Below are 26,988 nucleotides of genomic sequence, written 5' to 3'. Positions count from 1 at the left end.
TGCTCATGCCGCATCCCGAGGGCGGGCTTTGCGGATGGAGCCGTCCAGAGCGCTGCGGATCGTGGCGCGGCACTCCGCAGCGGTGAGTCCCCGCGCCTCTCCAGCCGCTTGGAAGGCCTCCTCGACCACGTGCCGGGGGATGTCGCCCCATGCAACGAACCGCCCCACCTTGAAGGCGCACCGATTCAGCGTGATGTTGCGCTGCTTGTCCGGCGCCGCCGAGACCACGGCGCACTCCCGTTCCAGTGCGGCCACGGCCGCGCGGTCGCCGCTGACCGCCGGGAGCCTGAGCGGCCCGACAGGACGTGCGGGAGCCGGTTCCAGCAGCCGCAGCAGCCACGCGGGCAGCGGAGCCGCCACGGAGCCGCTGACGGGCTCGTAGGGTCCGGCGGGGGTGATGCTGCCTGCCGCGACGACGTAGCCGCCCCAGGCGCGGGTGTCGACCAACGGGGCGATGGTGCCTGCCGTGTTGGTCAGTCGCACCCCCGACTGCACCGTGAAGTACAGGTGTTGGCCGCTGCTCGCGGTCCGGGTCCGGTAGGTGTCGGGGACGGCGTGGCCGGTGCGCTCGCAGAGCGCTCGAAAGGTCGTCGCGCCGTCAGGCGCGTCCGAACTGCCCTTGTTGTTTGTGCTCTTGGGCTTGTCGAGGTCGACGACGAGCAGCCCGGAGGGGCCGGTGGCGATGCCGACGTTGAACGGGGCCCGCGACCAGGTGGTGCGGATGCGGTCCGGGTCGGTGGTGGTCCGCTGTTCCCACTTCTGGTGTCCGGCCGCGCAGGGGCCGGTGCCGGGGCAGGTGGCTTCGCCGTGCAGGGCGGGGCGCTTGGTGTCGGGGCGGAGGGGGAAGACGTGCCAGCCGCGTTCGGCGGCGTTCAGGGCGGCGGCCAGTAGGGCCTCTCGCCTGTTGTCGGTGGGTTGGGTCATGCTGGATGCCTCCAACAGGTCTGTTGCGGACTGGTTGGCAAGGGCGGCCCCGTTTCTTTGGCGAGAGGGGGGCCGCCCTTGGCGTAGCTATCGGTCGGTGTTGCGGTGCCAGGGCTCGCGCTGGCGCGAGCAGGCGGTGAGGCCTGCGGCGTGGAGGTCCTCGTAGTCGAGGCCGGTGCAGGGTCGCCGCTGCTCACTGCCGTCAGGCAGCAGCCACAGAGCCATGCCGTCTTCGAGGCAGGCGGTGCATTCGTCGTGGCTGCCGCGCTGCTCGGCGGTGATGTACAGCCGCGTCTTGGCGCGGTCGCGAGTGGGGAAGCGGCGTACGGAGGTGGCGTCGACTGCGCCGAGGATGGCTTGGGCGACGTGAGGCACGTCCGGGTGGTCGCAGATTATGCGGATCTCGAACATGGCGGTCCTCTCGGGGTTCAGAAGGGCGGTTCGTTGCTGTAGCCGCCGGGCGGGGTACGCCGCAGCCACCAGGGCAGGGGCAGCAGGGGCAGGCTCCACCCGGTCCAGCAGGAACACAGGTCCCAGTCGCTGCCCGCGTACTCGCCGGTGTCGTAGTCGCCATAGAAGGACTCGGTGCCGCCCGCTCCCTGGCAGTTGGGGCAGTCGGGGGCAGGGGTGTCGGTCAGGGCGAGCGCCCGGCGGGGGCAGCCGATGACCTTGATGCGGAGTCGGAGCACGGGTGTTGGCCTCCTGTCAGCCGTGGAAGTGGTTGCGTTTGAAGATCGCTTTGCGGATGTTGACCGTGGTCCCGCTCTTGTGGCCGCTCGCGCTGAAGACCTGCACGGCGATCCAGCCGCCGAAGATGACGGCGGCCAGGATGACCAGTTGGGTGATCAGCGCGGTCAGTGCGGCGATGAACGTGGTCAGCAGGAACAGCCCGCCGCACACGGCCCCGAAGCCGATCCCTCCGAGGGCGATGTTCACCGCCGTGCGGGAGACGGCCGGTTTGGCGGCGGGCGGTTCGGGCTTGGCGGGCTCGATGGCGTAGCCGGTGACGACGCGGCCGTCGGGCAGGACGACGCTCGCCACGGACGGGACGCTGCTCGGCTGCACGGGCACCATCGGCGCCGCCTGCACGGGCGTGATCGGGGTGGGCTGGTGGACTTCCACAGCCCGCTCAGCGGGCGCGTGGCGGGCGTGCTCGGGGTACATGCGGAATCCCTTCGAAGGGCCGGTCAGGGAGGCAGGGACACCCCTTTGCGGGAGGCGCGTGGAGGGGGTTTCAGGGGTGCTGACCTGCGGGCCTCCCTGCCTCCCTGATGGATCATTGATGCTGGTCAGGGCCAGGGAGGCGGGGCAGGGAGGCGTTCAGGGAGTTCTCCCTGCCTCCCTGCCCCGACGGGGCGCGCCTCCCTGTCACTCGGCGGCGGAAGCGGAATCCGTATCCGGCCGGTTGGCGAGAGCGCGCGCGATGCGGTCACGGCCGACGACCATGACGCCGTCGGACTTGTAGGGCTCGGCTCCGGTGCCGTCCAGGACGCGCTTGAGGTCGATGAACGACCACTTGCCGTAGGCGTCCTCGTTGAGCATCGCGAGCCGCTTGAGAACGTCCTGGGTGCGCAGGCGGGAGGCGTCCCCGAGCACGCTCGCGATGTCGGCGAGCGGGTCACGGTCGGCCCCGCGGTCGATGACGTGCAGGGTGGTGACGCCGTCGCGCATCGCCTTGGCGCGGGTGGCGATCACCTTCGCGTCATCGGTGCTGATGTAGTGCGTGCGTACCGTGATGGACGACTGCCCCTTGGGGATCTCGATGCCGTCCGAGGCGATGACGAGGGTTCCCTTGTCCAGTCCGGGACGCAGCAGGTTCGGGGCGGCGCCGCCGTCGACGGCCTTGTCCCCCAGCGCCATACGGGCCTGCGACTCGGTGCCCAGCGCGAGGGAGGCCCGCGTGTGCGCACCCTCCCGCACCAGCTTGGGAAGGTTCTGGTCGGTGGGGTCCTGAGTGCCCTGCCACAGCAGCACGTTCACCGCACGGCCCTGGTTGTGAATCTTCCGGGCGGCCATGAAGTACCGGGAGTTGGAGCTGGACCCGCCATAGGGCCGCTTGTCCTCGTCCTTGACCGGGCACATGAACGCGACCTGCGCCTCGTCCACGATGACGATCAGCGGCGGAAACATCGTGCCGGGCGGCGCTTGGAGACGGCGGTTCATCTCCTCCACCGCGTCCTCGGCCATCTCGGTGACCTGGATGACGTGGTCGTCTGTCGGGCCCTGGATGAGCCGGGTGGCGAGCCCATCGAACATGTTCCAGTCGCCGGCGCCCTTGAGGTCACCCATCCAGAACTCGACCGACCGATCCAAAGCGAGCCACAGAGCCAGCGAGCGCAGCGCGGCGGTCTTGCCCTGGTTGGACAGGCCGGTGATGAGCAGGTGGCGCTGATACAGGCTCAGGGCCGCCGCGTCGCCGCGCAGGTCCTGACCCCACGGGGCCGTGCCCTTGGCGTAGTCGGCGGTCAGCGTCTCGTCGGTGACCAGCGGAGACGGCCCGATCGGCTCATCCAGCGCGCCGGAGTCGGCGATCCACAGCCGCACGGTGCGGGCGGCCTCGGGGATCGTGATGAACACCTCGTGCTCGTGCCGGGTCAGGTTCTCCGCGAGCTTGCGGCGCCGGTTTTGCACCTCGTTCGTCGACACCCCGGACGGCAGCGTGACGTCCAGCTCGACACCACACCCGGCAATCTTGATCGGGGACAGCATCGAGGCGCCCGCGTCGCCCATCTCCTTGATGGCGTTGCGCATCGCCGGGATGCCCAGATCCCGCAGGGCCTTGACGACGATCGACGGGGTGATGGGCTCCCCCTCGCCGGAGCGGACGTTCGCGGGCAGCGCCCACTGCGGTGCGGCCTGCTGCTTGCTGCCGACCGCCCACAGCGCGAGCAGGGCCAGGAACGGGCCGATCGTGATGGCCGGACCCCACACCACCTGCACGATCCGAATCAGCGCGGCGATGAAGTCAACGGTCGCCTTCAACGGCGTGATGACATCACCGACTTCCTTGGAGTTCAGGGCCATCACGATGCCGAGCGCGACCAGGACCCCGATGCCCATCCCGGTGCCCACGGCCACGCCTTTGGCGGCGTCTGCCGGGGAGTGCAGTAGGTCCATGCGGCGGCGGTGGCGCGCCTCACGGAAGCGCTGAAGACGCTCTTCCCACTCCTCGGCGACCTCGTAGTTCCCGGCGGCCTCGGCGGCGCGGAGCATGCGTTCGTAGCGGGCGCCGGTGCGGCCGTCCCAGGTGCGGCGGGCCACGATCCGGCCCCCGTTGAGCGTGTAGAGGCCGTGGCGGGCCACCGCGCGCACGGTGGTGGTGGTCCGCTCGTGGGTGGCGATGCGCTTGACGGCGCGCCCGGAGCGCACCCACAACGGCACCCTCGGCATCGGCGCGGTGGGCGGGTCGGACACCACGGTCAGGGTGGTGACGGGCACCTCCGCAGCAGGGGGTTCGGGGCCCTTGTGGAGTCGTACGACGTTGTCGGACATGCTGGGAGTTCTCCTGACTGCCCCGAACGGGGTGGGAGTTGAAGGGGAAGGTGTCGGGGTGGCCGGGTCCGTGGCAGGGGCGGCCACCCCGACGGGTAGACGGTGCGGGTCAGCGGCCCTGACGGGCCTGGTTCTCGATGTCGCTGAGCTGCGACGGCTCGATGCGCGCGCCGTCGACCCAGCAGAACGGACGGAGCCCGGCGGCGGCCGTGAAGACCCGCACGGCAACGCCGGGCGGGGCGTCGGGGAGGGCGTAGACGCGTCCGCCGTCGAGGGAGGCCAGCAGCCGCGCGCCGTGGTGCTCGCACCCGTCGGCGCCGGCGTTGCCCGCGTCCAGCACGGTCACCACGACCGGGCCGACGCAGGGGGTGGGGTCTTGCGGCTGGGCAGCGGGGCAACGGCGGTCCACGCTCACCACCAGCTCGACTTCTTCTTGGGCACCAGGTAGGGGTGGCCGTTGATCATGTGGTCCACGCACTGCGGGCAGTCCTCGCGCGGGCCGAGGTGGCGGTGTGCGCGCCGGTCGTGGGCGTGCTGCCAGCACTGCGGGCACTCGCCTGGAGGCGTCTCCCGTGCGGGCATGGTCACCACCACCCCGAGGACTTCTTCGCGGCCTTGGCGCGGGCGGCCTCGGTGATCAGCCTCTGACGCTCGCCCTGAAGCGCGGCCAGTTCCGCAATCAGCCGGGTTTCGGCGGCGGTTGCCACCTGCTCCTCCTGGCGTTCGGCGCGGGCGGTGCTCTTGCCGCGCAGGACGCGGTACGAGCCGCCCGCCAGAGCCGTCAGCACCCGGCGCCGCTCGGCGCCGGTGAGCGGCCACATCTCGCCCTTGCGGACCGCTTCCAGCTTGCGGGTGGTGAGTTCGATTTCGCGGTCCAGGCGGCGGGTGTTGGGCTTGGCCATGGTCAGGCACTCCTCGGGGAGGCGGGGGTGGGGGTGGGGGTGTCGGGGTAGGCGCACAGCACGCACATGCCGAGCGAGGTCGGAATGCATTTGCTGTAGACCACCTGGCAGTTGGGGCAGGTGCGGCGGGCGAGCATGGCCAGCGCGAGGGCGCCCCACTTGCGCGACGTCATCGGCCGTACCGGCTTGGCCAGGTCGATGCGGTAGAGGTAGCCGACCAGCGGCGGGCGCCGGTAGCGCGGCAGCATGATCTGTGCTGCCACTGGCTGTCCTCCCGGACGCAGGCCGATTTTGCGCAGGTCACGGCGGGTGGCGTAGCCGTCCGGGGCGTACTTCCACGGGTAGGTGGGAATGCCGTAGCGGGTGCCGGTGGGGTCGAAGTACTTGGCGTACGCCCTGCCCATCACGGGGCCTGGACGGCGCGCTCAGCCTTCAGCGTGTCGCGCAGCATGCGCGCGTTGGCAGGCGAGGTGTGCACCTCACGGCGGATGCCCTCGGCGGTCACCTTCGCGTCCGGCCAACCGGCCGTCACGCGCCGCGCCTCATCGAGCAGTTGAGCCGCCGTACGCTTCGGCCGGGGCGAGCGGGCCGCATCCGGAACCCGACCGGTCGCCCGACGCGATCGGGGCGCCTCAGCGGGCACCGTGCGCCGCTCGATCGCCTTGACCGGAGTCGGGGCGATGGCAGGTACCGGCTTGAGCGGCAGTGCCGACTTCCCGAAGTCGACCGCCACCGGATCGGGCACCCGCAGCACCGTCGCCACGGCAGGCGCCGGGGCCGATACCGGGAGGTCAGCCGTAGACCGATTGCTTGTGGTCTCGGTGGATTCCTCCGGATTCGTGACCGGGGCGGGAATCGGGTCGGTGCCGCCGAACATCGACAGGAGCGCAGCGTTCGCACCGGCGGTGACGCGGTCGCGCTGGACTTCCAGCAGCCTCGATCCGAGCGCCGTGTCCCCGACGCCGACCTTGCGGGCCAGACGCCACGACTTGCGCTCCGACCATTTCTTGATCCGGTCACTGGGGTGGTGGGCGGCACGGGCCTGGTGGTAGGCGAGGGCCTGCACGATGTCGGCGGTGCGCCGCTCGTTCTCCGCGTCGCGGCCATCGGTGTGGACCACGATGCGGCGGGCGAGGAACGCCATGCCCTCCGCCGACACGGACATGCCCATCGGGGTCAGTGCGTAGATGACGGTGCGGCCCAGGTCAGGCGCGGCCATGGCGCCCATGACCGACGCGGCGGCCGGCAGCGCCCACAGCCCGACCCGTACGACGCGCGGGGAGGACTGGCCCAGCATGGTCAACCCCAGCAACACCAGGGCGAGCACAGCCGTGGCACCCTCACCGGCGGCAAGGGCCCCAAGCGCGGTGCCCTTGCCGTAGGCGTGCCCGATGTTGCTGTACGTGCCGATACCGCCAATCACGCCCGTGGCGAGCATCGGCACGAACACAGCTGTCAGCACACCGACCTGAACCTTCGTCAGAGGCTTGCGGGTTTCGCTCACGCCGCACCTCCCAGGGCGAACACGACGGACAGGATGAGCAGCGCGCCGCCCGCGCAGGTCAGGTCGACCGCGCGGCGCAGGCAGGTGAACTTGGCCACCGTCAGCCGGGACAGACCAGCGATGTCGGCGGCCAGATCGCGGGACACGGCGTCGCTGATCTCGTCCGCCGTGAGGGTGGCCCACAGCGGGAAGCCGTGCCGGCCACGCAGGTTGGGGCGCGTCGACCGCAGCAGCAGACCCGCAGCCGCGACCAGCACAGCCATGCCGAGCCCGCCCACCACACAAGCGGGCAGGTTCATCGGCAGGTCACGGGCGATCGTCCACGCACCGGCCAGCACCGCGCCGACGAACGCCAGCAGCAGGCCCGTCTTGGTGTCCGTCCGCGCGATCTCCGCCTTCACCTCAGCGTGCGCGGCCGTCAGGTTCTGGTCGGTGGCGCTCACGCTCCCACCTCCGGGAGGCCGACGCCGACGGTGCGGTTGGCCAGGTCCCGGCCCTCGGCCAGTACCCGGCGGCGGGCCCGGCGGATGCGGCGGGTGTCCAGCTCGGTCGGTGTGCGGTCGAGGGTGATGATCTGCGCATCGAGCAGGTCGACGGCCGCCAGGATCAGCGGCATCTCCTGCTCGATCGCGTCTAGCTCCGCATCCGTCGGCTCCATGAAGTCGGCGAACGCGGTAACAGCGTCCTGAACAGTGACGATGTGGTTCATTGGGTCGTGGTTCCTCTCAGGGTGGTACGGCCCGAAAGCGGCCCCGGAGTTGCACCTCCGGGGCCGCGCCGTTGATGGGGGAAATTGGTCAGCGCTGGCGGCGCTTGTGCTCCTGCGCCATCACCGCAGCGCGTGCGCTGCTGAGGGTGGATCGGCCCATGGCGCCGCATGAACACCTGAAGTGGTGCGCTGCGTTGCCGAGACTCCTGTAACTGACCCACGTGGTGTGGTTCTTCGCCATGGAGGTGTCCTCTCGGATGTGAGCTCGGGTCTTTCCCGGCTCCCCTCTGCCCCGCCCGTACGGCGCCGCGAGATGCGGCCCGGACGGGCGAAGGAGGCAACCGGCCGCAGCGATAGCCGCTGCGATGGTGGTAGAGAGTCGACCGGCTTGGCCGCGAGCACACGCTCCGCTCACGGACCGGAGGTGATGCACAGGCGCCGCCGGCCGGTCGACCACGACGACGCCCATTGCTGTCGTTGACTCACCGAAACCCCTCTCCGAATTGCGTACATGGACTTGCTGCAAGGGGGACCGCGTCCCCACCCTCCGGCCGTTGCTCGCGGTCACCGGGCCACCTCGCCAGTCGGGCCGAAGCCCTGTCCCCTGGCCTTTAGCGGGATTGCAGCGTCCCCGCCCTCTGCTTGCGCACCGCGAATCGGAAGCAACCCGTAATCTGGTGCGCACCAGAAGGATGCATCTGGTGCGCACCAGAGTCAAGAGGCTTCGCCGGTTCGAGTGGTGGTTGCCCGCCTCGGTGCATCTCCAGAAGACCGCTCCAGGTGGGGGGTCGGTAGCCAACAGGACTTAACTCCCGTCCTGTTAACCCCTGTTGACCTGCGGCGATGTGAGGCATGCTGAGAAGGTCAGTGAGTGGACCTATCGCCGGACGGTGGCCTGTGAGCACGGGACTTCGGAGTGCGCGAGCGGCGCGTGGCTGGTCTCAAGAGCGGTTAGTCCGCGAGATCGAGCAGTACGCCCGACAGCACCTCACCGACGTTGCGTCGACCGCGAGTTTGCGTGTGTACGTGTCCGAGTGGGAGAACGGCAAGCGCACCATCTCGGACCACTACGCGGCGATCCTGCGGCAGCTTCTCGGCGTCACGGACGCAGAGCTGAGGGGCGGCCCGCTCACGGTTGCTCCGTCGATGGCCGATGGGTACGACGAACTGCTGAGCCGGATCGATTCGGCCAGCAGCGTCAGCGAATCCATGGTGAAGGCGTTCAACGACCAGACTGAGCTACTGCGAACCATGGATCGCCAGAGGGGCGCGTCCGCTCTCGTAGACCAGATGACAGGGCACCTTGCAGCCCTGGAAGACGCGCTGAACTTCGCGGTACTCCCGAGTGCGCGCCAACCCGTGGCGCTTGCGCTCGCGGGGGCGTCAACCCTTGCCGCATGGCAGGCGATCGACTCGGGGGCGGTCGAACGAGCTTGGCGGCACTACGAACTTGCGAAGAGGGCAGCGCGCGACGCTGAGGAGCCGATGTACCTCGCGCACGCGATGGCAGAGCAGGCGTACGTGCTGTGCGAGGCTGGCCGGCCGTCTCTCGGTGTCGACCTGGTACGCGATGCGCAACGCACCCTCGGCCGCGCCGGATCTCCTCGTCTCCGAGCATGGCTGTACGCGGCCGAAGCCGAGATGTGCGCCCATGTCGACGGCATGTCGGACGACAGCCGGCGCGCGCTCGATGCGGCCATGGCGAGCATCCCGTCCGGCTCTGAGGCCCGAGACCCGGACATGCTGAGCATCTTCCTCAACGGCGCCCATCTGACCCGATGGCAGGGCAATGTCCTTGCCTTGCTGGGCGACGACGACGCGGTGACGAGCCTGTACGACGCCTTAGACGTGATGGACCCAACCTTTGTCCGAGCGCAAGCCGGACTACACGCTGACCTCGTACAGGCTCACATCACGCGAGCCGAGTATGACGACGCGAACACCCACCTCAGGCAGGCGCGGCTGTTGGCGAGCCGCACAGGTTCGGTGCGGCAGCGCCGCCGTGTCGACCAGCTCAGTGCGCGGCTGTAAGCCCCTGCTTGCCGCGGCTCGCCAGGATGTGGAGCAGGGCCACGAGGGTGCCGGAGCCCATCAGCTCACCGCGAGCCATCAGCCCAGGAATGTCGGCCAGGGGCACCCACTCGATGTGTCCTGCCTCTTCCAGGTCCGTCGGCGAACCAACCTGCTTGGCCCCGTGGCCCACGAAGATCTCGTGAGGCGAGTCGACCATGCCGACCATGGGCTGATACGTGACGACGTGCTCCACGGACTTCGGCCGCCAACCCGTCTCTTCCACGACTTCCCGTAGCGCCGTGTCCGCGGGGTCCTCCCCCTCGTCCACGATGCCGCCCGGGAGTTCCCAACCCCACTGCCGTGGGACGAAGCGGTACCGCCACATCATCAGGACGCGGTCCTGGTCGTCTAGAACTGCGGTGACGGCGACGTGGTGAAGCTTCACCACGTGATGCTCGAACCGCTCCACGCCGGGCGGTTCCACGTCCCACAGCTGGAGCTTGACCCAACGGTTGTCATAGACGTCCCGCTCACCGTGGATGCGCCAAGGCTCAAGTCCCTCGGGTGTCTTGACGCTCACCGCGCCAGGGACCCGGTACGAACTCCGGCCTCGAACTTCCAGGGCGCCTTCCGCCACGAGTCGCGTGAGCACTTGCCGCAGCGCAGTCCGGCCGATGCCGAGTTCTTCCACGAGGGTTCGTTCTGACGGCATCTTGTCGCCGGGGGCGTACTCGCCCGACGCGAGCCGTGCACGAATCGTCTCGTAGACCTTCGCTGTCTTCGGTCCCATTCGTGGGGCACTCTCCATCCTGAGGTGGTGCGTACCAGCGTAGCGGGGTAGAGAGACAAAGCGCCCGGTCACATCTCGGACTTGCAACGGGACGTTGGTGGCACGTCGGCTGCTAAGGCTCGCGCTCGTTCTTAGCCCTCGTGCTGACAGCCCTGGCGTCAGCCAGGGCAGGGCGCTCGCGTTGCGCGACGCACCGAGTGCGTGAAGAGTGGGTCTTGTAGCGCCTCGCACCGTCGAGCCATCGGCCTCCGGTGACGTAGGCCCTCGTGACTGGCAAGAGCTGAGTCCACAACGGCAACCCATCGCACTGCCAAGCGCACCTGGAAACATCGTGGCCAGAATCGCTCGACGACAAGCGTCCCGCCTTGTTGGCGCATCTTGCTTGGCTGCGGCGCTCGCGCTGCCAACTGGCGTGACCAGTGCTGTGGCAGCACCCCAAGCCGTCTCCGAAGCTGCAGCCGCAGCGCCGGATCAAACCCCGCCGCCCCCGCCGCCTCCTCCGGAGCCGCCTTCCCCGCCGCCCCCGCCGCCTCCTCCGGAGCCGCCTTCCCCTCCGGAGCCGCCTTCCCCGCCGCCCCCGCCGCCTCCTCCGGAGCCGTCTTCGCCGCCCCCGCCTCCGGAGCCGCCTTCCCCGCCGGAGCCGCCCCCGCCTCCTTCTCCGGAGCCGCCGACGTCGGATGAACCGAAGAAGGACGAGGAAAAGAAGGAAGAGGGCAAGGAAGAGAAGAAGGAAGAGAAGAAGGAAGAGAAGAAGGCCGAGGAACTGAAGAAGGAGGATGAGAAGAAGGTTGAGGCCTTGATAGAGGACAAGGATGTCCCAAAGGAGGTCAAGGAGGAGTTGAAGAAGGAACTGGACGAGTTGAAGCATCCCCAGGTGCCCGACGAGCTGAACGAACCTGTGAAAGAGTTGCAGGAACTTGCGGGCGGTAAATCCCATTTGCCGAAGGCGCTAAAGGGTGAATTGCGAGAGGTGATCAAGGGGCTGAAATATCTGAAGACGATTGAGGGATTGACCGAGATTGCGGAGAAGTTGGACCGTCTGCTGAAGGACCCGAAGGTGCCGCAGGAGGTGAAAGATGAAATAGAGGGAATTCTACACAAGCTTGAACGCCTAACGGAGAAATTGAAGAAGCAGCACAAGGAGGAATCCGTAAAGCAGAACAAAAAGTTGGTTGAACTGAAAGAAAGTTTCGAGCACCTTACGGTCAAGCTGGAAAAGCTGGCGACGGGCCCGCAGACACCGGAAAGTCTGAAGGAGACGCTGACGGAGCTGGCGAAGGACGGGAATGTGCCGAAGCCGTTGCGGCAGCAACTGGAGAAGTTGGCGAAAGATCCGAGTCCGCCGGGACATGTCCAGGAGAAGCTGAAGAAGCTGACGAAGGGCGGACTAGCCTTGGCCGCGATCAGTGCTCTGGCGCCAAAGCATAAAAATGAAGATTGGGCCCCACTTCCCCATGAAAAAGATTGCTCGAAAGGCTCGTATCTGATCGCTGCCCGTGGTTCCGGAGAGAAGAACGATCCGGGGGCTAACAACCTTGGAGGCACGAAAGAGCAGCCTTCGGCGATGACCAATATGTACAACAGCTTGAATGCCGCATCAAATGGTGACACGGGGGTGTACGGAATCCCCTATCCTGCTGATGACGCAACACGCTTCTGGCTCGACACCGACCCTAAGCTAGGGCGCAGTAATAAGCTGCCTATCAGTACGCAATTGGCTGCGTTGCAACTTGCTTCCGTGATCCGCGCTCAAGCTGAATGTCCTAACCAGAAGATTGTCCTGGCTGGATACTCGCAGGGGGCCGCTGTGGTCCGAGCGGCGCTTGCTTTGTTGCCGCCCGAGCTGCTAGATCGAATCAGCGGTATCGCCCTCTTCGGCGACCCCACATGGGTGCCCCCAGGCTGGGACGATCCAGCCTTGAAAAAGGCCCATAAGCTTCGGGAACGGACCCTCTCGCTGTGTGCGAAAAACGATCCTGTCTGTGACCAGAATCTCGACCCGGCCCGTCGGGTCGCCGAGCTGGCAAGCTGTCACAGCGTCGTGGCAAGCAAGGACCCGAGCGACGACTACCTATGCCCTCACTTCAACTATTCAGGAGGGTCGGCTGATCTCGCTACAGCGTTCTTGAGGAATAGGACGAAGTAAGGACCCCGGGCATCTGAACGGGCAGCGATGTGGACTGGGAATCTGTGCTGCTCTGGCGGCGCTCGTTCCGAGAACAGCTGAGGCGCTGTCGCGTAGTCCACTCTCTGGACGAGGAGTGGACGGCAAACGGGTTTTGCCTCCTCCGCTTGTCTATCTCTGCTGCTCAGGCAAGCGATGAGCAGGTGCCTCCCAGCAGACTGTAAATCTGCTGAATCGTGACGCCTATCAGAGGGCCGGGGAAGGCACCGCCGGGATTCGGAGGTGCCTTCGATAGAAGCCGGAACGAGGACCGACCCGTTACGGACGCTCCTTCGAGCGCAACGTCAACGCGTCGCGCTCCTCCTCCAGCTCGCGGATGCGCTGTGTCAGCTGGCGCATCTCTGACTGTTGCTCTTGTAGCAACTCCGTAAGCGCCTGTAGTCGGTACTCCGATCTGACAGCCCGCTGTTGGGCTTCCTCGATTGCGGCGACCAGACGATGGAGTTCCGTCACTGCCTCACCGACGTTCTCGGTGGCGCCAGCTGGCTGGTGAGCCTCGACCCACAACTGTCGGATGGCGCGAAGCCGTGAGTCGCGCTGTTGGGGAGTGACCTGCGTCAACATTGCTGCACTGAGGGCCTCAAGCCGCTCCCAACTTGTTGATGTTGGAGAGGTGAGTGCTCGCTGCAGGGTGCTTCGAGCCTGGCCCGTTTGGTTCGCCAACTCTCTGAGGCTGGGGCGTCCAGCTTGGTTGTAGAGCTCTGAGATGGCCGCGAGGAGTGACTCGGCCTGGTCTGTGGACGGGCTTTCCCGGTCGCTGCGCTCCTTCGCGGCCGTCCGCCACAAGTGGTCAAAGTGCTCCGTGTCACCTTGGCATGCCTCGACGATTCGTCTCACCAGGGCCGGACCGGGTAGAGCCTGCCCGCTGAACGCGCGAGACAGGGATGCGGGGCTGTAGCGGGTTGCTTCAGAGAGTTCGCGAAGCGACAGCGCGGCGTTCGAGCGCAACTCTCGCAGCTCGCTTGCGAGCTTGGCGAGAGCTGGTGGGCTGTCCGCCGCTACCGGCCTCATGCGCCGTGCCATCAGTTCGCGTTCCCTTCGTTCCATGTTTTTCGGTATTGTTCAGGACGCCTCGGGTCGGACCTCGGCTGGGGCTTCACTGCCATGCCTGCGTTCGCCCGCTAGGCAACTGTGCCTCAGGGAGTGCCTGTGAGCGATACATCATCGGCTATGCCTGCGCTCATCTGCGCGGTGACCTTCATTTCGTTGCTGGTAGGACTTGTCGCTTTCATGGTTGCTCGTGTGGATGGGCTGGCCCCCGCGCTTGCGTTGTTTCCGGCTGGTGGCGGCATCGTCGCCAGCGTTGTTACCTGCGGGAGCGTGATTGACGCGCTTGGTCTCCCTGCTGCGCCCGATACGGGTGCGGTACTCAACATCGTCGCCGCCATGGCCTTCTCCCTATTGGTGGCGGCTGGGGCGTACTCCGCTGCGCGGGCAGGGGGCCTGACGTGGCCAAGGTGCACGTTCGCGAGCGGCGGCGGGTTTGCTGGCTGCATGGTCATAGTCGCTGTGTTGTTCCACTTCACAGGGCTGTCTTGACTTGCAGCTACGGCCCTTTGTTGTGTGTGGTCGGGCCGTCTCCGGGCCGTCCGAGGGCGGCCCGCAACGGCCACTAGCGACCAACAATGACCACGATGGTCCGGCAAGGTGCCGGACCATCGTGGTGCGTCTGTCCAGCTAGACCCAGGTGTCCAGCCACATTCGTGATCGCCAGGTGTCTATCGGGATGGCCTGGCCGGTGTAGATCGGCCAGAAATAGATGAAGTTCCAGGCGATCAGCAGGACCAGGACGCCTGCCGTCGCCGCGCCCGCCACGCGGCGGCGTTCGCTCGAACCGGGCGGGCCCAGGATCGCGCCGATCATCATCGCCAGGGCCAGGCACAGGAACGGCAGGAAAACGATCGCGTAGAAGAAGAAGATCGTGCGCTCCTGGTACATGAACCAGGGCAGATAGCCGGCCGCGATACCGCAGGCGATCGCCCCCGCGCGCCAGTCGCGGCGGAAGAACCAGCGCCACAGTACGTAGAGAACCGCGAGGCCCGCGGCCCACCACAGCAGGGGCGTGCCGAGGGCGAGGACCTCGCGGGCGCACTTCTCGCCCGCGTCGACGGGGCAGCCGTCCTTGCCCGGCTGCGGGGACTCGTAGAAGTACGAGACCGGGCGGCCGGTGACGATCCAGCTCCACGGGTTCGACTGGTACGTGTGCGCCGAGGTGAGGCCGACATGGAACTCGTACACCTGATGCTCGTAGTGCCACAGGCTGCGCAGCCAGTCGGGCAGGAAGGTCCAGTTGCCACCCTTGCCCTCGGTGGCCGCCCAGTTGCGGAAGTACGCGCCGGTGCCGTCGGAGGGGGACAGGATCCAGCCGGTCCAGGAGGCCAGATACGTGACGATCGCCACCGGCACGGTCGCCACGAACGCCAGGCCCGTGTCGCGCTTGAGGACGGCCTTGTACGGGTGCCGGGCGCCCGCGACCCTGCGTGAGCCGACGTCCCACAGGACCGTCAGCAGGCAGAACGCGACCAGGACGTACAGGCCGTTCCACTTGGTGCCGATGGCGAGGCCCAGCATCAGGCCGGCCGCCCAGCGCCAGGGACGCAGGCCGAGCCGGGTGTGTTCCGCCGTGTACGCGTCCGGGCGTACGACTCCGTCCTCGTCCGGTGGCAGAGCGGCGGCGAGGCGTGCGCGCGTCCTGTCCCGGTCGATGAGCAGGCAGCCGAAGGCCGCGAGCACGAAGAACATCAGCACCTGGTCGAGCAGCGCCGTGCGGCTCATCACGAAGTGCAGCCCGTCGACGGCCATCAGGCCGCCCGCGAGGCAGCCGAGGAACGTCGAGCGGAACAGACGGCGGCCGATCCGGCACAGCATCAGCACGGACAGCGTGCCGAGCAGGGCCGTCATGAACCGCCAGCCGAAGGGCGTGAACCCGAACAGCCACTCGCCGAGCCCGATCATGTACTTGCCGACCGGCGGATGGACGACGTACGCGGCCTCCGAGGGGATCGAGACGTCGCCGTTCCTCTGCAGGATCAGCTCGTTGGCGTCCTTGGCCCAGTTGACCTCGTATCCGCGGTGGATCAGCGCCCACGCGTCCTTGGCGTAGTACGTCTCGTCGAATATCACCGCTTTCGGGCTGCCCAGGTTCCAGAACCGCGTCAGGCCCGCAAGGAGTGTGATCAGCAGCGGGCCCGCCCAGGCCGACCAGCGCACCACGAGCGCGGCGGTCGGCTTCGACAGCCCGAACGCCGCCCACACGCGCGGGCTGGGCTGCGCGTACGCGGGCACCAGACGGTCGCGGACGTCGCTTCTCGCCGGGCTCGTGTAGCCGAACCGGCGAAGCCGCAGCTGCCACGACGGCCGCTGCTCTTCGACGCCCTGTTCCTTCCGGATGTCCGTGTGGGACGCGGTACTGGTCACCGCGCCATCGTAGGGAACCCTTCTGTGCGAGGCCTCTTTATCGGCCCTGCGAGGATGGAACCGTGACAGGAACCCTTGTACTCGCAGGCACTCCCATCGGGGACGTCGCGGACGCGCCGCCCCGGCTGGCCCAGGAACTGACGGCCGCCGATGTGATCGCCGCCGAGGACACGCGGCGGCTGCGCCGGCTGACGCAGGCGCTGGGCGTGCAGCCGGGCGGGCGGGTCGTGTCGTACTTCGAGGGGAACGAGTCGGCTCGTACGCCCGAGCTGGTCGATGCCTTGGCCGGTGGGGCGCGTGTGTTGCTTGTCACGGACGCGGGGATGCCGTCGGTTTCCGACCCCGGCTATCGGCTGGTCGCGGCGGCCGTCGAGCGCGACATCCGGGTGACCGCTGTGCCCGGGCCGTCCGCCGTGCTCACCGCGCTCGCGTTGTCCGGGTTGCCGGTCGACCGGTTCTGCTTTGAGGGGTTTCTGCCTCGGAAGGCGGGGGAGCGGTTGTCGCGGCTGCGGGAGGTGGCGGGGGAGCGGCGGACGCTTGTGTACTTCGAGTCGCCGCATCGGGTGGACGACACGCTGGCCGCGATGGCTGAGGTATTTGGGGGTGACCGGCGGGCCGCCGTGTGCCGGGAGCTGACCAAGACGTACGAGGAGGTCAAGCGGGGGGCGTTGCGGGAGCTGGCCGCTTGGGCCGCGGAGGGGGTTCGGGGGGAGATCACGGTTGTTGTGGAGGGAGCGCCGGAGAAGGGGGCCGAGGAAGTGGACGCGGCGGAGCTTGTGCGGCGGGTGCGGGTGCGGGAGGAGGCGGGGGAGCGGCGTAAGGAGGCCATTGCCTCCGTTGCGGCCGAGGTTGGGCGGCCTAAGCGGGAGGTTTTTGATGCGGTGGTGGCCGCGAAGACCTCCGGTTAGCGCCGTTGTTTGTTGCTGATTGACCCGGGCTGCGGGTCCGTCGTGGTTGCTCGCGCAGTTCCCCGCGCCCCTTCGGGGGCGCGGTAAATGGTGGCCCCCGCGCAGGCAAAGCTCAGCCCTGCTATTCGTGCCCCCGGACAAAGAAGTGCCAAGGCGTCTCCAATAGTCGGCAGGTTCCGTGCACTTGACCCGCCCGGAGAGTCCACTGGGTGACGGGACGTACCCGTTCCCCGCCTCCGCTCCCCCGGAGGCGTCAGACCAGCGGACCCTAGGAGCTGGCATGAGTGAGATGGCTGTTGTGCACGAGTCGTATTCGTTCGCCTGTATGCGGTGCGGGCATGGCTGGGAGCAGTCGTACGAGATCGAGCACCACTTCGACGCCGAGGGCCACGAGTTCGTGACGTACGTGGCCGATGGAGACGTCGTGCCGTCGCCGCTCAGTCGGCCCACCTGCCAGAACTGCGACAACCATGTCGTACGCATCATGCGGGCCGGCCAGGTGTCCTCGGCGATGAACTCCCTGCACCCGCGCCGCTCCCGCTCGGTGCCGCGCCAGGCGGAGCGGCCCGAGGCCGAGTCCACGGAGGCGTCGGGGGCCGCGGAGCCCGAGGAGCGCCATCACTGGCACCTGTCCGATCTGCTCCACCCGTTCCACCACCGCAAGGCGGGGTGAGGGCCGCCGCGGCCCCTTCGTAGGATCGGGGCATGCCCTCCAACGCCGAAGCCCCGCCCCTCCCCGACCCCCTCCGCGTGCCCGTCGCCGACTCGCACACCCACCTCGACATGCAGTCGGGCACGGTCGCGGAGGGACTCGCGAAGGCCGCGGCGGTCGGTGTGACGACGGTCGTACAGGTCGGCTGCGACCTGAAGGGTTCGCGGTGGGCGGCGGAGACGGCCGCGGAGTACGAGGCCGTGCACGCGACCGTCGCCCTGCACCCCAACGAGGCGCCGCGCATCGTGCACGGCGACCCCGACGGATGGTCCCGGCAGGGCGCCCGCGAGCCCGGCGGCGACAGCGCGCTGGACGAGGCGCTCGCCGAGATCGACCGGCTCGCGGGACTTCCGCAGGTCAAGGGGGTCGGCGAGACCGGGCTCGACTACTTCCGTACGGGACCCGAGGGCAAGGCCGCGCAGGAGCGGTCGTTCCGGGCCCATATCGAGATCGCCAAGCGACACGGCAAGACGCTGGTCATCCACGATCGTGACGCCCACGCCGACGTGCTACGCGTTCTGAAGGAGGAGGGCGCCCCCGAACGCACCGTCTTCCACTGCTACTCCGGCGACGCGGAGATGGCCGAACTGTGCGCGGAGAACGGCTACTTCATGTCCTTCGCCGGGAACATGACCTTCAAGAACGCCCAGCCGTTGCGCGACGCCCTCGCCGTGGCGCCCCTCGAACTCGTCCTCGTCGAGACGGACGCACCGTTCCTGACACCCGCGCCGTACCGCGGACGGCCTAACGCCCCATATCTCATTCCGGTCACGGTCCGCGCGATGGCCGCCGTACGCGGTCTGGACGAGGACGCGCTGGCGACGGCCCTCGCGGCGAACACGAAGCGTGCCTTCGATTACTGACGCATAACGCCCAAGGGGGCGCATTCCCGGGTCGCGCGGCGACACAACGTAGTCGTGGCGCCTTGGAGAGTGACGGTCCCTCCGCTAGGTTCTCCGCGCCCGATCCGGAGGACCCCCTGGAGCGTGTCGTCGTGAGCACTTCGCAGTACGAGACGTATGGCCCGGCGTACGAGAACGATCAGCCGGACGATGAGCTGAACGATGAGCCGTACGCCGCTGATGATCCGCAGGGTTACGTGGATACGTATCGGCCTGCGTACGAGACCCAGTACGAGGTCAGCCATGAGGCCGACCATGACGTTGACCACGAGGCCGGTCACGAGCCCGACCCCGAGATCGACCACGAGGGCGGCTACGAGGCCGATCCCGAAGCGGCCACCGAGCCGCAGCTGCACTGCCCGTTGCCGCCCACGCTCGAGTTGCCCGGTGCCTTCGGTGGGCGGGCCGAGGCGCGGCGGGCGGCTCGGCGGCAGAAGGCCGCCGAGCGGCCGCAGGCGGTGCGGCGGTTGGTGCCGCGGGCGTTGGTCGTCGCCTTTCTGGCGGGCGGTACCTCGGCGTTCGTCGCCGATGACAAGGCGGTCGAGCTGACCGTCGACGGAAAGCCGCGCATGCTGCACACCTTCGCGGACGATGTGCACGAGCTGCTCGCCGAGGAGGGCGTCGAGGTGGGCGCCCATGACGTCGTGGCGCCCGCTCCCGGTACGCCGCTGACCAGCGGGGACGACGTCGCCATCCGCTACGGGCGCCCGCTGCACCTCACCCTCGACGGGCGGCGGAGCACCGTGTGGACTACGGCGCGCACCGTGGACGGGGCGCTGCGGGAGCTCGGGGTGCGGGCGGAGGGCGCGTACGTTTCGGCTCCGCGTTCCCGGCGGATCGGGTTGGAGGGGCTGACGCTCGACGTTCGTACCGAGCGGACCGTGACGGTCATGGCGGACGGGCGGGCGCGGACGGTCCGTACGAACGCCGCGACCGTTCGTGAGGCCGTGGAGGGGGCCGGGATCACGCTGCGGGGGCAGGACACCACGTCCGTTCCGCCGGGCAGTTTTCCGCGGGACGGGCAGACGGTGACGGTGTTGCGGATCACGCGGACGAAGGAGGTTCGGGAGGAGGCCATCGCGTTTGGGGTGCGGCGGACGTTGGATGCCTCGCTGTTTCGGGGCACCGAGGTTGTCGAGCGGGCGGGCCAGCCCGGGATGCGGCGGGTCACTTACGCCCACCGCACGGTCAACGGTGTCCGTTCCAAGCCGCGGCGGCTGGACTCCGAGGTGGTTCACGAACCTCGCACCCAGTTGGTGAAGATCGGCACCAAGCCTTTGCCGGGGGCTCCGGGGGATGTCGACGGGCTCAACTGGAGTGCGCTCGCGGCGTGCGAGTCCGGGGGCCGGCCGAACGCCGTGGATCCGTCCGGAACGTACGGCGGGCTCTACCAGTTCGATACGCGAACCTGGCAGAGCCTTGGTGGTACCGGGCGCCCCCAGGATGCGCCTGCGGCGGAGCAGACGTATCGGGCGAAGAAGCTGTATGTGCGGCGGGGGGCTAGTCCTTGGCCGCATTGCGGGGCTCGGCTTCACACGTGACCCCTGCGGGTGGGCTGGGGAGGGTTTCTTTCCCCAGTCCCGCCCCTTCCCGAAACGGGGGGCTGCGCCCCCGGGCCTCCGCCAGGGGGTGGTGGGTGACACTGCGTGTCGCGGCTGCGGGTTGTGTGTGGCTGGTCGCGCAGTTCCCCGCGCCCCTTGGGTGGTTGGTGGGTGCGGGGCCGCGGTCCGGTGCGTCAGCCCGTCGCCAACGGGGCATACGGCCCCTTGCTGGTACAGGGTTCTGGTGTGCCCAGACCGAAGCTAAGCGACGGGCATAGGACGCACCGGCCCACGTCCCCTCCCGCCGGAGGGAAGCTGCGGGTAGTAGGGGGCCCGGGCTTTCCCGCCCAGGCTGGTACCGGGCGCGGGCCCCTTCCGGGGCGCGGGCTTTTGCGGGCGCGGGCTTCTTCGGTTCGCTTGCTCTTCCGGGTGCGGGCAGCCGCAGGCTCTTTAGGGGCGCGGGGAACTGCGCGACCAGCCACGATGGTCCTGTAGTCGCGACACGACTGTCACCCACCTCCCCCTGGCGGGGGCCTGGGGCGAAGCCCCAGTTTCGGGAAGGGGCGGGGCTGGGGAAAGAACCCCCGCCCACCGCGCCGTACGCTGGCCACCGTGAGCAACACCCCCGACCCCCTCCTGGGCCCCGCCGACATCCGCGAACTCGCCGCGGCCCTCGGCGTACGCCCCACCAAGCAACGCGGCCAGAACTTCGTCATCGACGCGAACACAGTCCGCCGCATCGTCCGTACAGCGGACGTCCGCTCGGAGGACGTGGTCGTCGAGGTGGGCCCGGGGCTCGGGTCCCTCACGCTGGCCCTCCTGGAGGTGGCGGACCGCGTCGTCGCCGTAGAGATCGACGACGTACTGGCCGGCGCGCTGCCTGCCACCGTCGCGGCACGCATGCCGGAGCGGGCGGACCGGTTCGCGCTGGTGCACACCGACGCCATGCACGTGACCGAACTCCCCGGCCCCCCACCCACCGCCCTCGTCGCGAACCTCCCTTACAACGTCGCCGTCCCCGTACTGCTGCACATGCTCGAGACCTTCCCCACCATCGAGCGCACCCTCGTGATGGTGCAGGCGGAGGTCGCCGACCGGCTGGCCGCGGCGCCCGGTTCGAAGGTGTACGGCGTGCCGTCGGTGAAGGCCAACTGGTACGCCGACGTCAAGCGGGCCGGTGCCATCGGCCGGAAGGTCTTCTGGCCCGCCCCGAACGTGGACAGCGGGCTGGTATCCCTCGTCCGCCGCGCCGAGCCGGTCAAGACGACGGCGTCGAGGCGCGAGGTCTTCGCCGTGGTCGACGCCGCCTTCGCCCAGCGCCGCAAGACTCTGCGGGCCGCGCTCGCCGGCTGGGCGGGTTCCGCGGCGGCAGCGGAGTCGGCCCTGGTCGCGGCGGGCGTCTCGCCGCAGGCGAGGGGCGAGGCCCTGACGGTGGAGGAGTTCGCCCGCATCGCCGAGAACAAGGAGCACGGACAGCAGTGAGCGTGACGGTACGCGTCCCGGCGAAGGTCAACGTCCAACTGGCCGTGGGCGCAGCCCGCCCCGACGGCTTCCACGACCTGGCGAACGTCTTCCTGGCGGTCGGCCTGTACGACGAGGTCACGGCGACGACGGCGGACGAGCTGCGCATCACCTGCGAAGGCCCGGACGCCGCTCAAGTCCCCCTGGACCACACGAACTTGGCGGCCAGAGCAGCCCAGAAGCTGGCCGCCCGCCACGGCCTCGCCCCCGACGTACACCTCCACATCACCAAAGACATCCCGGTAGCCGGAGGCATGGCAGGCGGCTCCGCCGACGCCGCCGGCGCACTCCTCGCCTGCGACGCCCTCTGGGGTACGAACACCCCCCAGGCCGAACTCCTCGACATCTGCGCCGAGTTGGGCAGCGACGTACCGTTCAGCCTGATCGGCGGCGCCGCCCTCGGCACGGGCCGCGGCGAGAAACTACGCCCGCTGGAGGTCGGCGGCACCTTCCACTGGGTCTTCGCGGTGGCCGACGGCGGCCTCTCCACCCCGGCGGTCTACGCGGAGTTCGACCGCCTGAACGAAGACGTCGAGGTCCCGGAACCCCTCGCGTCCGAGCCCCTCCTGGACGCCCTGGCAAAGGGCGACCCGAAGGCCTTGGCGACCACCCTCTCCAACGACCTCCAGCCCGCAGCCCTGTCCCTGCGCCCATCCCTGGCGGACACCCTCGCTGCAGGCACAGCCGCCGGCGCCCTCGCCGCCCTGGTCTCCGGCTCGGGCCCGACAACGGCGTTCCTTGCAGTGGACAGGAACTCGGCGACCACGGTCTCGGAGGCGCTCCTGGCCTCGGGGACTTGTCGGGCGACCCGCGTGACGACGGCTCCTGCACCGGGGGCGACGGTGGTCTGAGGCCCGGGCGGGCCTCAGAGTTGGTCGATCGCCGTCAGGTCGATGTCGATGGGGTAGGGCTTGTCCACCGCGATCCGGTCGCGGTGCATTCCCATGTGCACGTACGCGTTGGTGAGCGCGTCCAGTTCGTAGACGTGGACGACCGGGCTGCTGTCGGCTCCGTCGCGCTCGACGCGCCAGAAGTTGGGGATCCCGGAAGCGGCGTACTTCTGCGGCTTGGTCGTACGGTCGCGGGACTCCGAGTCCGGTGACACGACCTCGACGGCCAGGAACACGTCCTTCGCGTGGTAGCTCGTCTGGTCCGGCCCGGTGACCGCGTCGGCGCGGATCACGCTGACATCGGGCTCGGGACCGTTGCGGTTGTCGAGAATCACGGTCATCTCCCGACTGACCCTGAACTCGGAGGGCAGCCCCATACGCAGGCCGCTGACCAGCAGGTCGATCACATTGGCGTGGAAGCGGCGCTGCGGACTCACGAAAACCAGACTCCCGTCGATCAACTCTGTGTGCGGCGGGAGATCAGGCAGCGTGAACAGGTCGTCCACTGTGTAGCCGTCCTCTGGTGGCAGCGGCCACTGGCAGCGCTGCTCTACGGACTCGGCGGTCATGGTTCCTCCCATGGACGGGATCCTGCTGCCTGCCGTCCACGGTAGCGGCCCGTTCCCGATCACGTCATCACAAAGAGTGACAACACCCGCACCCCCGGCCCCCCGCCCGGAGGGCCTACGCTTGAAGGCTGATCGATCCCCGCGTCAGGAGAGAAATGGCCGTCAACCTCGTCAATGTCGAGAACGTCAGCAAGGTGTACGGCACCCGTGCCCTGCTTGACGGTGTCTCGCTCGGAGTGTCCGAGGGAGACAGGATCGGCGTCGTCGGGCGCAACGGTGACGGCAAGACCACGCTGATCCGGATGCTCGCCAAGCTGGAGGAGGCCGACACCGGGCGTGTCACGCACTCCGGCGGGCTGAACGTCGGGGTGCTCACCCAGCACGACTCGCTCGACCCCGCCGCCACCGTCCGGCACGAGGTCATCCGGGACATGGCCGACCATGAGTGGGCCGGTAACGCCAAGATCAGGGACGTACTGACGGGACTGTTCGGCGGGCTCGATCTGCCCGGGTTCCCGCAGGGGCTCGACACCGTCATCGGGCCGCTGTCCGGTGGCGAGCGGCGGCGTATCGCGCTCGCCAAGCTGCTGATCGCCGAGCAGGACCTGATCATTCTCGATGAGCCGACGAACCACCTGGACGTGGAGGGCATCGCCTGGCTGGCGAAGCATCTGCGGGAGCGGCGGTCGGCGCTCGTCTGCGTGACGCACGACCGGTGGTTCCTCGACCAGGTATGTACGCGGATGTGGGACGTGCAGAAGGGCGATGTGTACGAGTACGAGGGCGGTTACTCCGACTACGTCTTCGCGCGCGCCGAGCGTGAGCGCATCGCGGCCACCGAGGAGGTCAAGCGGCAGAACCTGGTCAGGAAGGAGCTGGCCTGGCTGCGTCGCGGGGCTCCGGCCCGTACGTCCAAGCCGCGCTTCCGTGTCGAGGCCGCGAACGAGCTGATCGCGGACGTACCGCCGCCGCGGGACAGCAGCGAGCTGATGAAGTTCGCCTCCACCCGGCTCGGCAAGACCGTCTTCGACCTCGAGAACGTGACCGTGCAGGCCGGCCCGAAGGTGCTGCTGAAGCATGTGACGTGGCAGCTCGGCCCGGGTGACCGTATCGGCCTCGTCGGGGTGAACGGCGCGGGCAAGACCTCCCTGCTCCGGGCGATGGCCGACGCCGCGTACAGCGAGGGCGAGCGGCAGCCCGCGGGCGGACGGGTCGTGGTCGGCAAGACCGTGAAGCTCGCCTATCTCTCGCAGGAGGTGTCCGAACTCGACCCGGCCCTCAGGGTGTTGCAGGCCGTGCAGCAGGTCCGCGACCGCGTCGACCTCGGCAAGGGACGCGAGATGACGGCCGGTCAGCTCTGCGAGACCTTCGGCTTCAACAAGGAGAAGCAGTGGACGCCGGTCGGCGATCTGAGCGGTGGTGAGCGGCGTCGGCTGCAGCTCCTGCGGCTGCTCATGGACGAGCCGAACGTCCTCTTCCTCGACGAGCCCACCAACGACCTCGACATCGAGACCCTCACCCAGCTCGAAGACGTCCTCGACGGCTGGCCCGGCTCCATGGTCGTGATCTCCCACGACCGCTTCTTCATCGAGCGGACCACGGACCGGGTGTTCGCGCTGCTCGGCGACGCGACGCTGCGGATGCTGCCGCGCGGGATCGACGAGTACCTGGAGCGGCGGCACAAGATGGAGGAGGCCGTGGCCGCCCGTACCCCCGTGGCGCCCCCCGCCGAAAAGCCCGGAATCTCCGCCGCGGACGCCCGCGCCGCGAAGAAGGAACTCCAGAAGATCGAGCGGCAGTTGGACAAGCTCTCCGAGAACGAGAAGAAACTGCACGACCAAATCGCCGCGAACGCCACAGACTTCGAGAAGGTGGCCGAACTGGACGCCGACCTGCGCGAACTGGCCACCGAACGCGAGCAGTTGGAGACCCGCTGGCTGGAGCTCGCAGACGACGCGTGAAGAGTGCGTGAAGGAGCGTAACGACGGCATCACGGGCCGGTCCTCCCTTGGGAACAGGGGATGGACCGGCCCTGAGTTCGATCTGGACATGGTGATAGAAAGGGCCGTCTGAGAACCGTCTGAGAACTGTCTGAACTGTCTGAGTACGACGCTGAGTACAACTCCGTATTCACTACGTACTTCTAGGCGTGGCTAAAAATCAGTGATGAAGGGGGAACGCGCTGATGTCCCAGCCGCCCAACCAGCCGCCACAGGGCGGGTTCGGAGCTCCACAGGATCCTGCGGGTGGACAGCACCCGGGGCAGGGAGCGCCTCCGCCGCCCGCGCAGCCGCCGCAAGCGCCGCCGCCTCCGCAGGGCGCGCCCCAGGGCGGCGCTCCGGGAACGCCGCCCGCGCCGCAGCCTGGTTACGGCTACCCCCAGCAGCCCGGCCCGTACAACCAGCCGGGTCCGTACGGTCAGCAGCCTGGCCCGTACGCCCAGCCGGGACCGTATGCCCCGCAGCCAGGACCGTACGGACAGCCTCAGCAGTCCGGCCCCTACGGCCAGCCCGGCTACGGCTACCCGCAGCAGCCCCAGTTCCCCGGCCCGCCCGGCACCCCGCCGGGCGGCGGCTCGAGCAACCCCTTCAAGGGCAAGCCCGCCATCATCATCGGAGCCGCGCTGGCCGCCGCCCTCATCATCGGCGGCACCGTGTGGGCTGTGTCCGGCGACGGCGACAAGAAGCCCGAAGCCAAGGAGAGTGCTGGCGCCAAGCCCTCCGCGGGCGAGGACCCGATCAACCCCGGCGACGGTGACGGCGACGGTGGTGAGGACCCCGAGGACCTCAACGCGGGCCGTCAGGCGGGCGAATCGAAGGTGCTCTGGTACAAGGAGGGGCCGGACGCGCCCGGTTCCGGTGCCGACGCCCCCGGTATGTGGATCACCGAGAAGACCGCGGTGAAGGCCGCGTACAAGCAGGTCTTCGCGTACAACGTCAGCGACGGCAAGCCCGCCTGGCCCGAGATCACGCTGCCGCAGGAGATCTGCTCGGTCACTCCGGAGAAGACGGCCGACGACAAGATCGTCGTCGCGTACAAGGAGGGCGCCAAGGACGCCGCCGACTGCAACCAGCTGATGGAGATCGACCTCAACACCGGCAAGAAGGGCTGGACCGAGGAGATCCCGGCGGGCGAACTCTTCGACAGCATGCTCCAGCTCGGACTGACCGTCACCGACGGCACGTTGGTGGTCGGCCGCGGGCAGTCGGGCGTCGGTTACGACGTCAAGACCGGCGACAAGCTGTGGGAAAAGAAGCGGTACGGCGCGGCCTGCTTCCCGGCCGCGTTCGCGGGCGGCAGCAAGCTGGTCGCCGTCTCGTCCTGCGCGGCCGGCAGCGACAACGAGCACGACGAGGTGCAGGAACTCGACCCGGCCACCGGAAAGGCCAAGTGGACCTGGAAGGTCCCCAAGGGCTGGCAGGCCGCGCGTACTTACTCCACCGATCCCGTCGTCATGTACCTCACCAACGAGGACAAGAAGCAGTGGAACATCTCCACGCTGAACAACGGCAACGTGACCGCGCAGGTCGACATCGACGAGTCCTTCGCACCGGAGTGCGGCTGGGCGATCCTCTCGCGTGATCTGCAGGGCTGCCAGGGCGTCGCGGCCGACAAGGACACCCTCTACCTGCCGACCGACGCGAAGACCGGCGCCAACGAGGTTGTCGCGATCAACCTGGCCACCGGCAAGGAGAAGTGGCGCACCAAGTCCCCGGTGGAAGAGCGCATGCTGCCGATGAAGATGGACGGCACGAATCTCCTCGCGTACATCGAGCCGTCGTACGACTCGGGCGGCCGGGTCGTGTCCATCCCGACGGGCGGCAGCTCCCACACACCGAAGAAGCTGCTGCAGAACCCGCAGGGCACCGCGGACATCGAGAGCGGCTTCTACTCGAAGGACGTGGACTACGTGGACGGGCGCTTCTACATCTCCACGACCCGGCTGTCGGGCCGTGACGAGACCAAGGAAAAGCTGATGCTGGCCTACGGCAAGTGACCCGCCGGCCCT

27 protein-coding genes are annotated in these 26,988 nt (G+C 68.5%); 11 read left to right on the top strand and 16 right to left on the bottom strand.

Annotated features, from left to right (window positions below):
• Positions 1–3 precede the first annotated feature (3 nt).
• The 12 genes from ACQEVY_RS18275 to ACQEVY_RS18220 all read right to left on the bottom strand — a co-directional run bounded on the left by ACQEVY_RS18275 (position 4) and on the right by ACQEVY_RS18220 (position 7,531).
• Positions 4–924, bottom strand: a complete 921-nt coding sequence (locus ACQEVY_RS18275; protein WP_432949751.1) for a bifunctional DNA primase/polymerase — start codon at positions 922–924, stop codon at positions 4–6.
• Between the two features lie 87 nt (positions 925–1,011).
• Complete coding sequence (locus tag ACQEVY_RS18270; protein WP_432949749.1) at positions 1,012–1,335, bottom strand: hypothetical protein; 324 nt, start codon at positions 1,333–1,335, stop codon at positions 1,012–1,014.
• A gap of 17 nt (positions 1,336–1,352) precedes the next feature.
• Positions 1,353–1,613, bottom strand: coding sequence for a hypothetical protein (locus ACQEVY_RS18265; RefSeq protein WP_432949747.1), 261 nt, complete (start codon positions 1,611–1,613; stop codon positions 1,353–1,355).
• 16 nt (positions 1,614–1,629) lie between these two features.
• Positions 1,630–2,088, bottom strand: a complete 459-nt coding sequence (locus ACQEVY_RS18260) for a hypothetical protein (RefSeq protein WP_432949745.1) — start codon at positions 2,086–2,088, stop codon at positions 1,630–1,632.
• A gap of 204 nt (positions 2,089–2,292) precedes the next feature.
• Positions 2,293–4,416 carry an ATP-binding protein gene (locus ACQEVY_RS18255; protein ID WP_432949743.1) on the bottom strand — a complete coding sequence of 708 codons (2,124 nt, stop codon included), beginning with the start codon at positions 4,414–4,416 and terminating at the stop codon, positions 2,293–2,295.
• Positions 4,417–4,525: 109 nt separating this feature from the next.
• Positions 4,526–4,834: a hypothetical protein gene (locus tag ACQEVY_RS18250; RefSeq protein WP_432949741.1), complete on the bottom strand. Its 309-nt coding sequence runs from the start codon at positions 4,832–4,834 to the stop codon at positions 4,526–4,528.
• The gene (locus tag ACQEVY_RS18245; RefSeq protein ID WP_432949739.1) at positions 4,828–4,998 is read right to left on the bottom strand and encodes a pRL2-8; all 171 of its coding nucleotides are present in this window, start codon (positions 4,996–4,998) and stop codon (positions 4,828–4,830) included. The genes ACQEVY_RS18250 and ACQEVY_RS18245 overlap by 7 nt, the downstream gene beginning before the upstream one ends.
• A gap of 2 nt (positions 4,999–5,000) precedes the next feature.
• A complete protein-coding gene (locus ACQEVY_RS18240) occupies positions 5,001–5,318 on the bottom strand; it encodes a hypothetical protein (RefSeq protein WP_432949737.1) in 318 nt (105 codons plus the stop codon).
• A gap of 2 nt (positions 5,319–5,320) precedes the next feature.
• Positions 5,321–5,722 carry an RRQRL motif-containing zinc-binding protein gene (locus ACQEVY_RS18235; RefSeq protein ID WP_432949735.1) on the bottom strand — a complete coding sequence of 134 codons (402 nt, stop codon included), beginning with the start codon at positions 5,720–5,722 and terminating at the stop codon, positions 5,321–5,323.
• Positions 5,722–6,822 (bottom strand): conjugal transfer protein, encoded by a 1,101-nt coding sequence (locus tag ACQEVY_RS18230; protein ID WP_432949733.1) that lies wholly within the window; start codon positions 6,820–6,822, stop codon positions 5,722–5,724. The genes ACQEVY_RS18235 and ACQEVY_RS18230 overlap by 1 nt, the downstream gene beginning before the upstream one ends.
• Entirely contained in the window at positions 6,819–7,265 is a 447-nt protein-coding gene (locus ACQEVY_RS18225) for a Pycsar system effector family protein (protein ID WP_432949731.1), read from the bottom strand. The genes ACQEVY_RS18230 and ACQEVY_RS18225 overlap by 4 nt, the downstream gene beginning before the upstream one ends.
• A complete protein-coding gene (locus ACQEVY_RS18220; RefSeq protein ID WP_432949729.1) occupies positions 7,262–7,531 on the bottom strand; it encodes a DUF6284 family protein in 270 nt (89 codons plus the stop codon). The genes ACQEVY_RS18225 and ACQEVY_RS18220 overlap by 4 nt, the downstream gene beginning before the upstream one ends.
• Positions 7,532–8,551: 1,020 nt before the next feature.
• Between ACQEVY_RS18220 and ACQEVY_RS18215 the strand changes: the two genes are divergently transcribed.
• Entirely contained in the window at positions 8,552–9,562 is a 1,011-nt protein-coding gene (locus tag ACQEVY_RS18215; RefSeq protein WP_432949727.1) for an XRE family transcriptional regulator, read from the top strand.
• Here ACQEVY_RS18215 and ACQEVY_RS18210 read toward each other — a convergent pair.
• Entirely contained in the window at positions 9,546–10,334 is a 789-nt protein-coding gene (locus tag ACQEVY_RS18210) for an NUDIX domain-containing protein (RefSeq protein ID WP_432949725.1), read from the bottom strand. The two genes, ACQEVY_RS18215 and ACQEVY_RS18210, sit on opposite strands and share 17 nt — an antisense overlap.
• Before the next feature lie 331 nt (positions 10,335–10,665).
• Here ACQEVY_RS18210 and ACQEVY_RS18205 point away from each other — a divergent pair, with 331 nt between their 5' ends.
• Complete coding sequence (locus ACQEVY_RS18205) at positions 10,666–12,480, top strand: cutinase family protein (RefSeq protein WP_432949723.1); 1,815 nt, start codon at positions 10,666–10,668, stop codon at positions 12,478–12,480.
• Between the two features lie 297 nt (positions 12,481–12,777).
• Here ACQEVY_RS18205 and ACQEVY_RS18200 read toward each other — a convergent pair whose 3' ends face one another.
• Complete coding sequence (locus ACQEVY_RS18200) at positions 12,778–13,542, bottom strand: helix-turn-helix domain-containing protein (RefSeq protein ID WP_432949721.1); 765 nt, start codon at positions 13,540–13,542, stop codon at positions 12,778–12,780.
• A 147-nt stretch (positions 13,543–13,689) separates the two neighbouring features.
• On the opposite strand from ACQEVY_RS18200, the gene ACQEVY_RS18195 reads away from it, so the two are divergent.
• Positions 13,690–14,058 (top strand): hypothetical protein, encoded by a 369-nt coding sequence (locus ACQEVY_RS18195; RefSeq protein WP_432949719.1) that lies wholly within the window; start codon positions 13,690–13,692, stop codon positions 14,056–14,058.
• Positions 14,059–14,196: 138 nt separating this feature from the next.
• On the opposite strand, the gene ACQEVY_RS18190 is transcribed toward ACQEVY_RS18195, so the two are convergent.
• Complete coding sequence (locus ACQEVY_RS18190; RefSeq protein ID WP_432949718.1) at positions 14,197–15,936, bottom strand: dolichyl-phosphate-mannose--protein mannosyltransferase; 1,740 nt, start codon at positions 15,934–15,936, stop codon at positions 14,197–14,199.
• Between the two features lie 62 nt (positions 15,937–15,998).
• Here ACQEVY_RS18190 and rsmI point away from each other — a divergent pair, with 62 nt between their 5' ends.
• The 6 genes from rsmI to ACQEVY_RS18160 all read left to right on the top strand — a co-directional run bounded on the left by rsmI (position 15,999) and on the right by ACQEVY_RS18160 (position 22,371).
• On the top strand, positions 15,999–16,844 hold the full coding sequence (gene rsmI / locus ACQEVY_RS18185) for a 16S rRNA (cytidine(1402)-2'-O)-methyltransferase (protein WP_432949716.1): 846 nt from the start codon (positions 15,999–16,001) through the stop codon (positions 16,842–16,844).
• Positions 16,845–17,124: 280 nt separating this feature from the next.
• A complete protein-coding gene (locus ACQEVY_RS18180) occupies positions 17,125–17,517 on the top strand; it encodes a hypothetical protein (RefSeq protein ID WP_432949714.1) in 393 nt (130 codons plus the stop codon).
• 32 nt (positions 17,518–17,549) lie between these two features.
• The gene (locus tag ACQEVY_RS18175; RefSeq protein WP_432949712.1) at positions 17,550–18,419 is read left to right on the top strand and encodes a TatD family hydrolase; all 870 of its coding nucleotides are present in this window, start codon (positions 17,550–17,552) and stop codon (positions 18,417–18,419) included.
• A gap of 131 nt (positions 18,420–18,550) precedes the next feature.
• Positions 18,551–19,999, top strand: coding sequence for a ubiquitin-like domain-containing protein (locus ACQEVY_RS18170; protein WP_432949710.1), 1,449 nt, complete (start codon positions 18,551–18,553; stop codon positions 19,997–19,999).
• A 612-nt stretch (positions 20,000–20,611) separates the two neighbouring features.
• The gene (gene rsmA, locus ACQEVY_RS18165; RefSeq protein ID WP_432949708.1) at positions 20,612–21,481 is read left to right on the top strand and encodes a 16S rRNA (adenine(1518)-N(6)/adenine(1519)-N(6))-dimethyltransferase RsmA; all 870 of its coding nucleotides are present in this window, start codon (positions 20,612–20,614) and stop codon (positions 21,479–21,481) included.
• Positions 21,478–22,371 (top strand): 4-(cytidine 5'-diphospho)-2-C-methyl-D-erythritol kinase, encoded by an 894-nt coding sequence (locus ACQEVY_RS18160; RefSeq protein ID WP_432949706.1) that lies wholly within the window; start codon positions 21,478–21,480, stop codon positions 22,369–22,371. The genes rsmA and ACQEVY_RS18160 overlap by 4 nt, the downstream gene beginning before the upstream one ends.
• Before the next feature lie 14 nt (positions 22,372–22,385).
• Here ACQEVY_RS18160 and ACQEVY_RS18155 read toward each other — a convergent pair whose 3' ends face one another.
• Complete coding sequence (locus ACQEVY_RS18155; RefSeq protein WP_432949704.1) at positions 22,386–22,991, bottom strand: Uma2 family endonuclease; 606 nt, start codon at positions 22,989–22,991, stop codon at positions 22,386–22,388.
• A gap of 143 nt (positions 22,992–23,134) precedes the next feature.
• Here ACQEVY_RS18155 and ACQEVY_RS18150 point away from each other — a divergent pair, with 143 nt between their 5' ends.
• Positions 23,135–24,940, top strand: a complete 1,806-nt coding sequence (locus ACQEVY_RS18150) for an ABC-F family ATP-binding cassette domain-containing protein (protein ID WP_432949702.1) — start codon at positions 23,135–23,137, stop codon at positions 24,938–24,940.
• 224 nt (positions 24,941–25,164) lie between these two features.
• A complete protein-coding gene (locus ACQEVY_RS18145; RefSeq protein ID WP_432949700.1) occupies positions 25,165–26,976 on the top strand; it encodes a PQQ-binding-like beta-propeller repeat protein in 1,812 nt (603 codons plus the stop codon).
• Positions 26,977–26,988: the final 12 nt, after the last annotated feature.

It is taken from the genome of Streptomyces sp. CA-288835 (assembly GCF_050936385.1).
In the GTDB taxonomy this organism is placed as follows: domain Bacteria; phylum Actinomycetota; class Actinomycetes; order Streptomycetales; family Streptomycetaceae; genus Streptomyces.
Note: the sequence above shows the minus strand (reverse complement) of the source record. Positions and strands in the feature narration are given on the sequence as shown.

Bases quoted from the DNA above. Each gene is read 5' to 3' on its own strand.
- ACQEVY_RS18275 (WP_432949751.1), bottom strand. From the start codon at position 924: ATGACCCAACCCACCGACAACAGGCGAGAGGCCCTACTGGCCGCCGCC.
- ACQEVY_RS18270 (WP_432949749.1), bottom strand. From the start codon at position 1,335: ATGTTCGAGATCCGCATAATCTGCGACCACCCGGACGTGCCTCACGTC.
- ACQEVY_RS18260 (WP_432949745.1), bottom strand. From the start codon at position 2,088: ATGTACCCCGAGCACGCCCGCCACGCGCCCGCTGAGCGGGCTGTGGAA.
- ACQEVY_RS18255 (WP_432949743.1), bottom strand. From the start codon at position 4,416: ATGTCCGACAACGTCGTACGACTCCACAAGGGCCCCGAACCCCCTGCT.
- ACQEVY_RS18245 (WP_432949739.1), bottom strand. From the start codon at position 4,998: ATGCCCGCACGGGAGACGCCTCCAGGCGAGTGCCCGCAGTGCTGGCAG.
- ACQEVY_RS18240 (WP_432949737.1), bottom strand. From the start codon at position 5,318: ATGGCCAAGCCCAACACCCGCCGCCTGGACCGCGAAATCGAACTCACC.
- ACQEVY_RS18235 (WP_432949735.1), bottom strand. From the start codon at position 5,722: ATGGGCAGGGCGTACGCCAAGTACTTCGACCCCACCGGCACCCGCTAC.
- ACQEVY_RS18220 (WP_432949729.1), bottom strand. From the start codon at position 7,531: ATGAACCACATCGTCACTGTTCAGGACGCTGTTACCGCGTTCGCCGAC.
- ACQEVY_RS18210 (WP_432949725.1), bottom strand. From the start codon at position 10,334: ATGGGACCGAAGACAGCGAAGGTCTACGAGACGATTCGTGCACGGCTC.
- ACQEVY_RS18200 (WP_432949721.1), bottom strand. From the start codon at position 13,542: ATGGCACGGCGCATGAGGCCGGTAGCGGCGGACAGCCCACCAGCTCTC.
- ACQEVY_RS18195 (WP_432949719.1), top strand. From the start codon at position 13,690: ATGCCTGCGCTCATCTGCGCGGTGACCTTCATTTCGTTGCTGGTAGGA.
- ACQEVY_RS18180 (WP_432949714.1), top strand. From the start codon at position 17,125: ATGAGTGAGATGGCTGTTGTGCACGAGTCGTATTCGTTCGCCTGTATG.
- ACQEVY_RS18175 (WP_432949712.1), top strand. From the start codon at position 17,550: ATGCCCTCCAACGCCGAAGCCCCGCCCCTCCCCGACCCCCTCCGCGTG.
- ACQEVY_RS18155 (WP_432949704.1), bottom strand. From the start codon at position 22,991: ATGGGAGGAACCATGACCGCCGAGTCCGTAGAGCAGCGCTGCCAGTGG.
- ACQEVY_RS18150 (WP_432949702.1), top strand. From the start codon at position 23,135: ATGGCCGTCAACCTCGTCAATGTCGAGAACGTCAGCAAGGTGTACGGC.
- ACQEVY_RS18145 (WP_432949700.1), top strand. From the start codon at position 25,165: ATGTCCCAGCCGCCCAACCAGCCGCCACAGGGCGGGTTCGGAGCTCCA.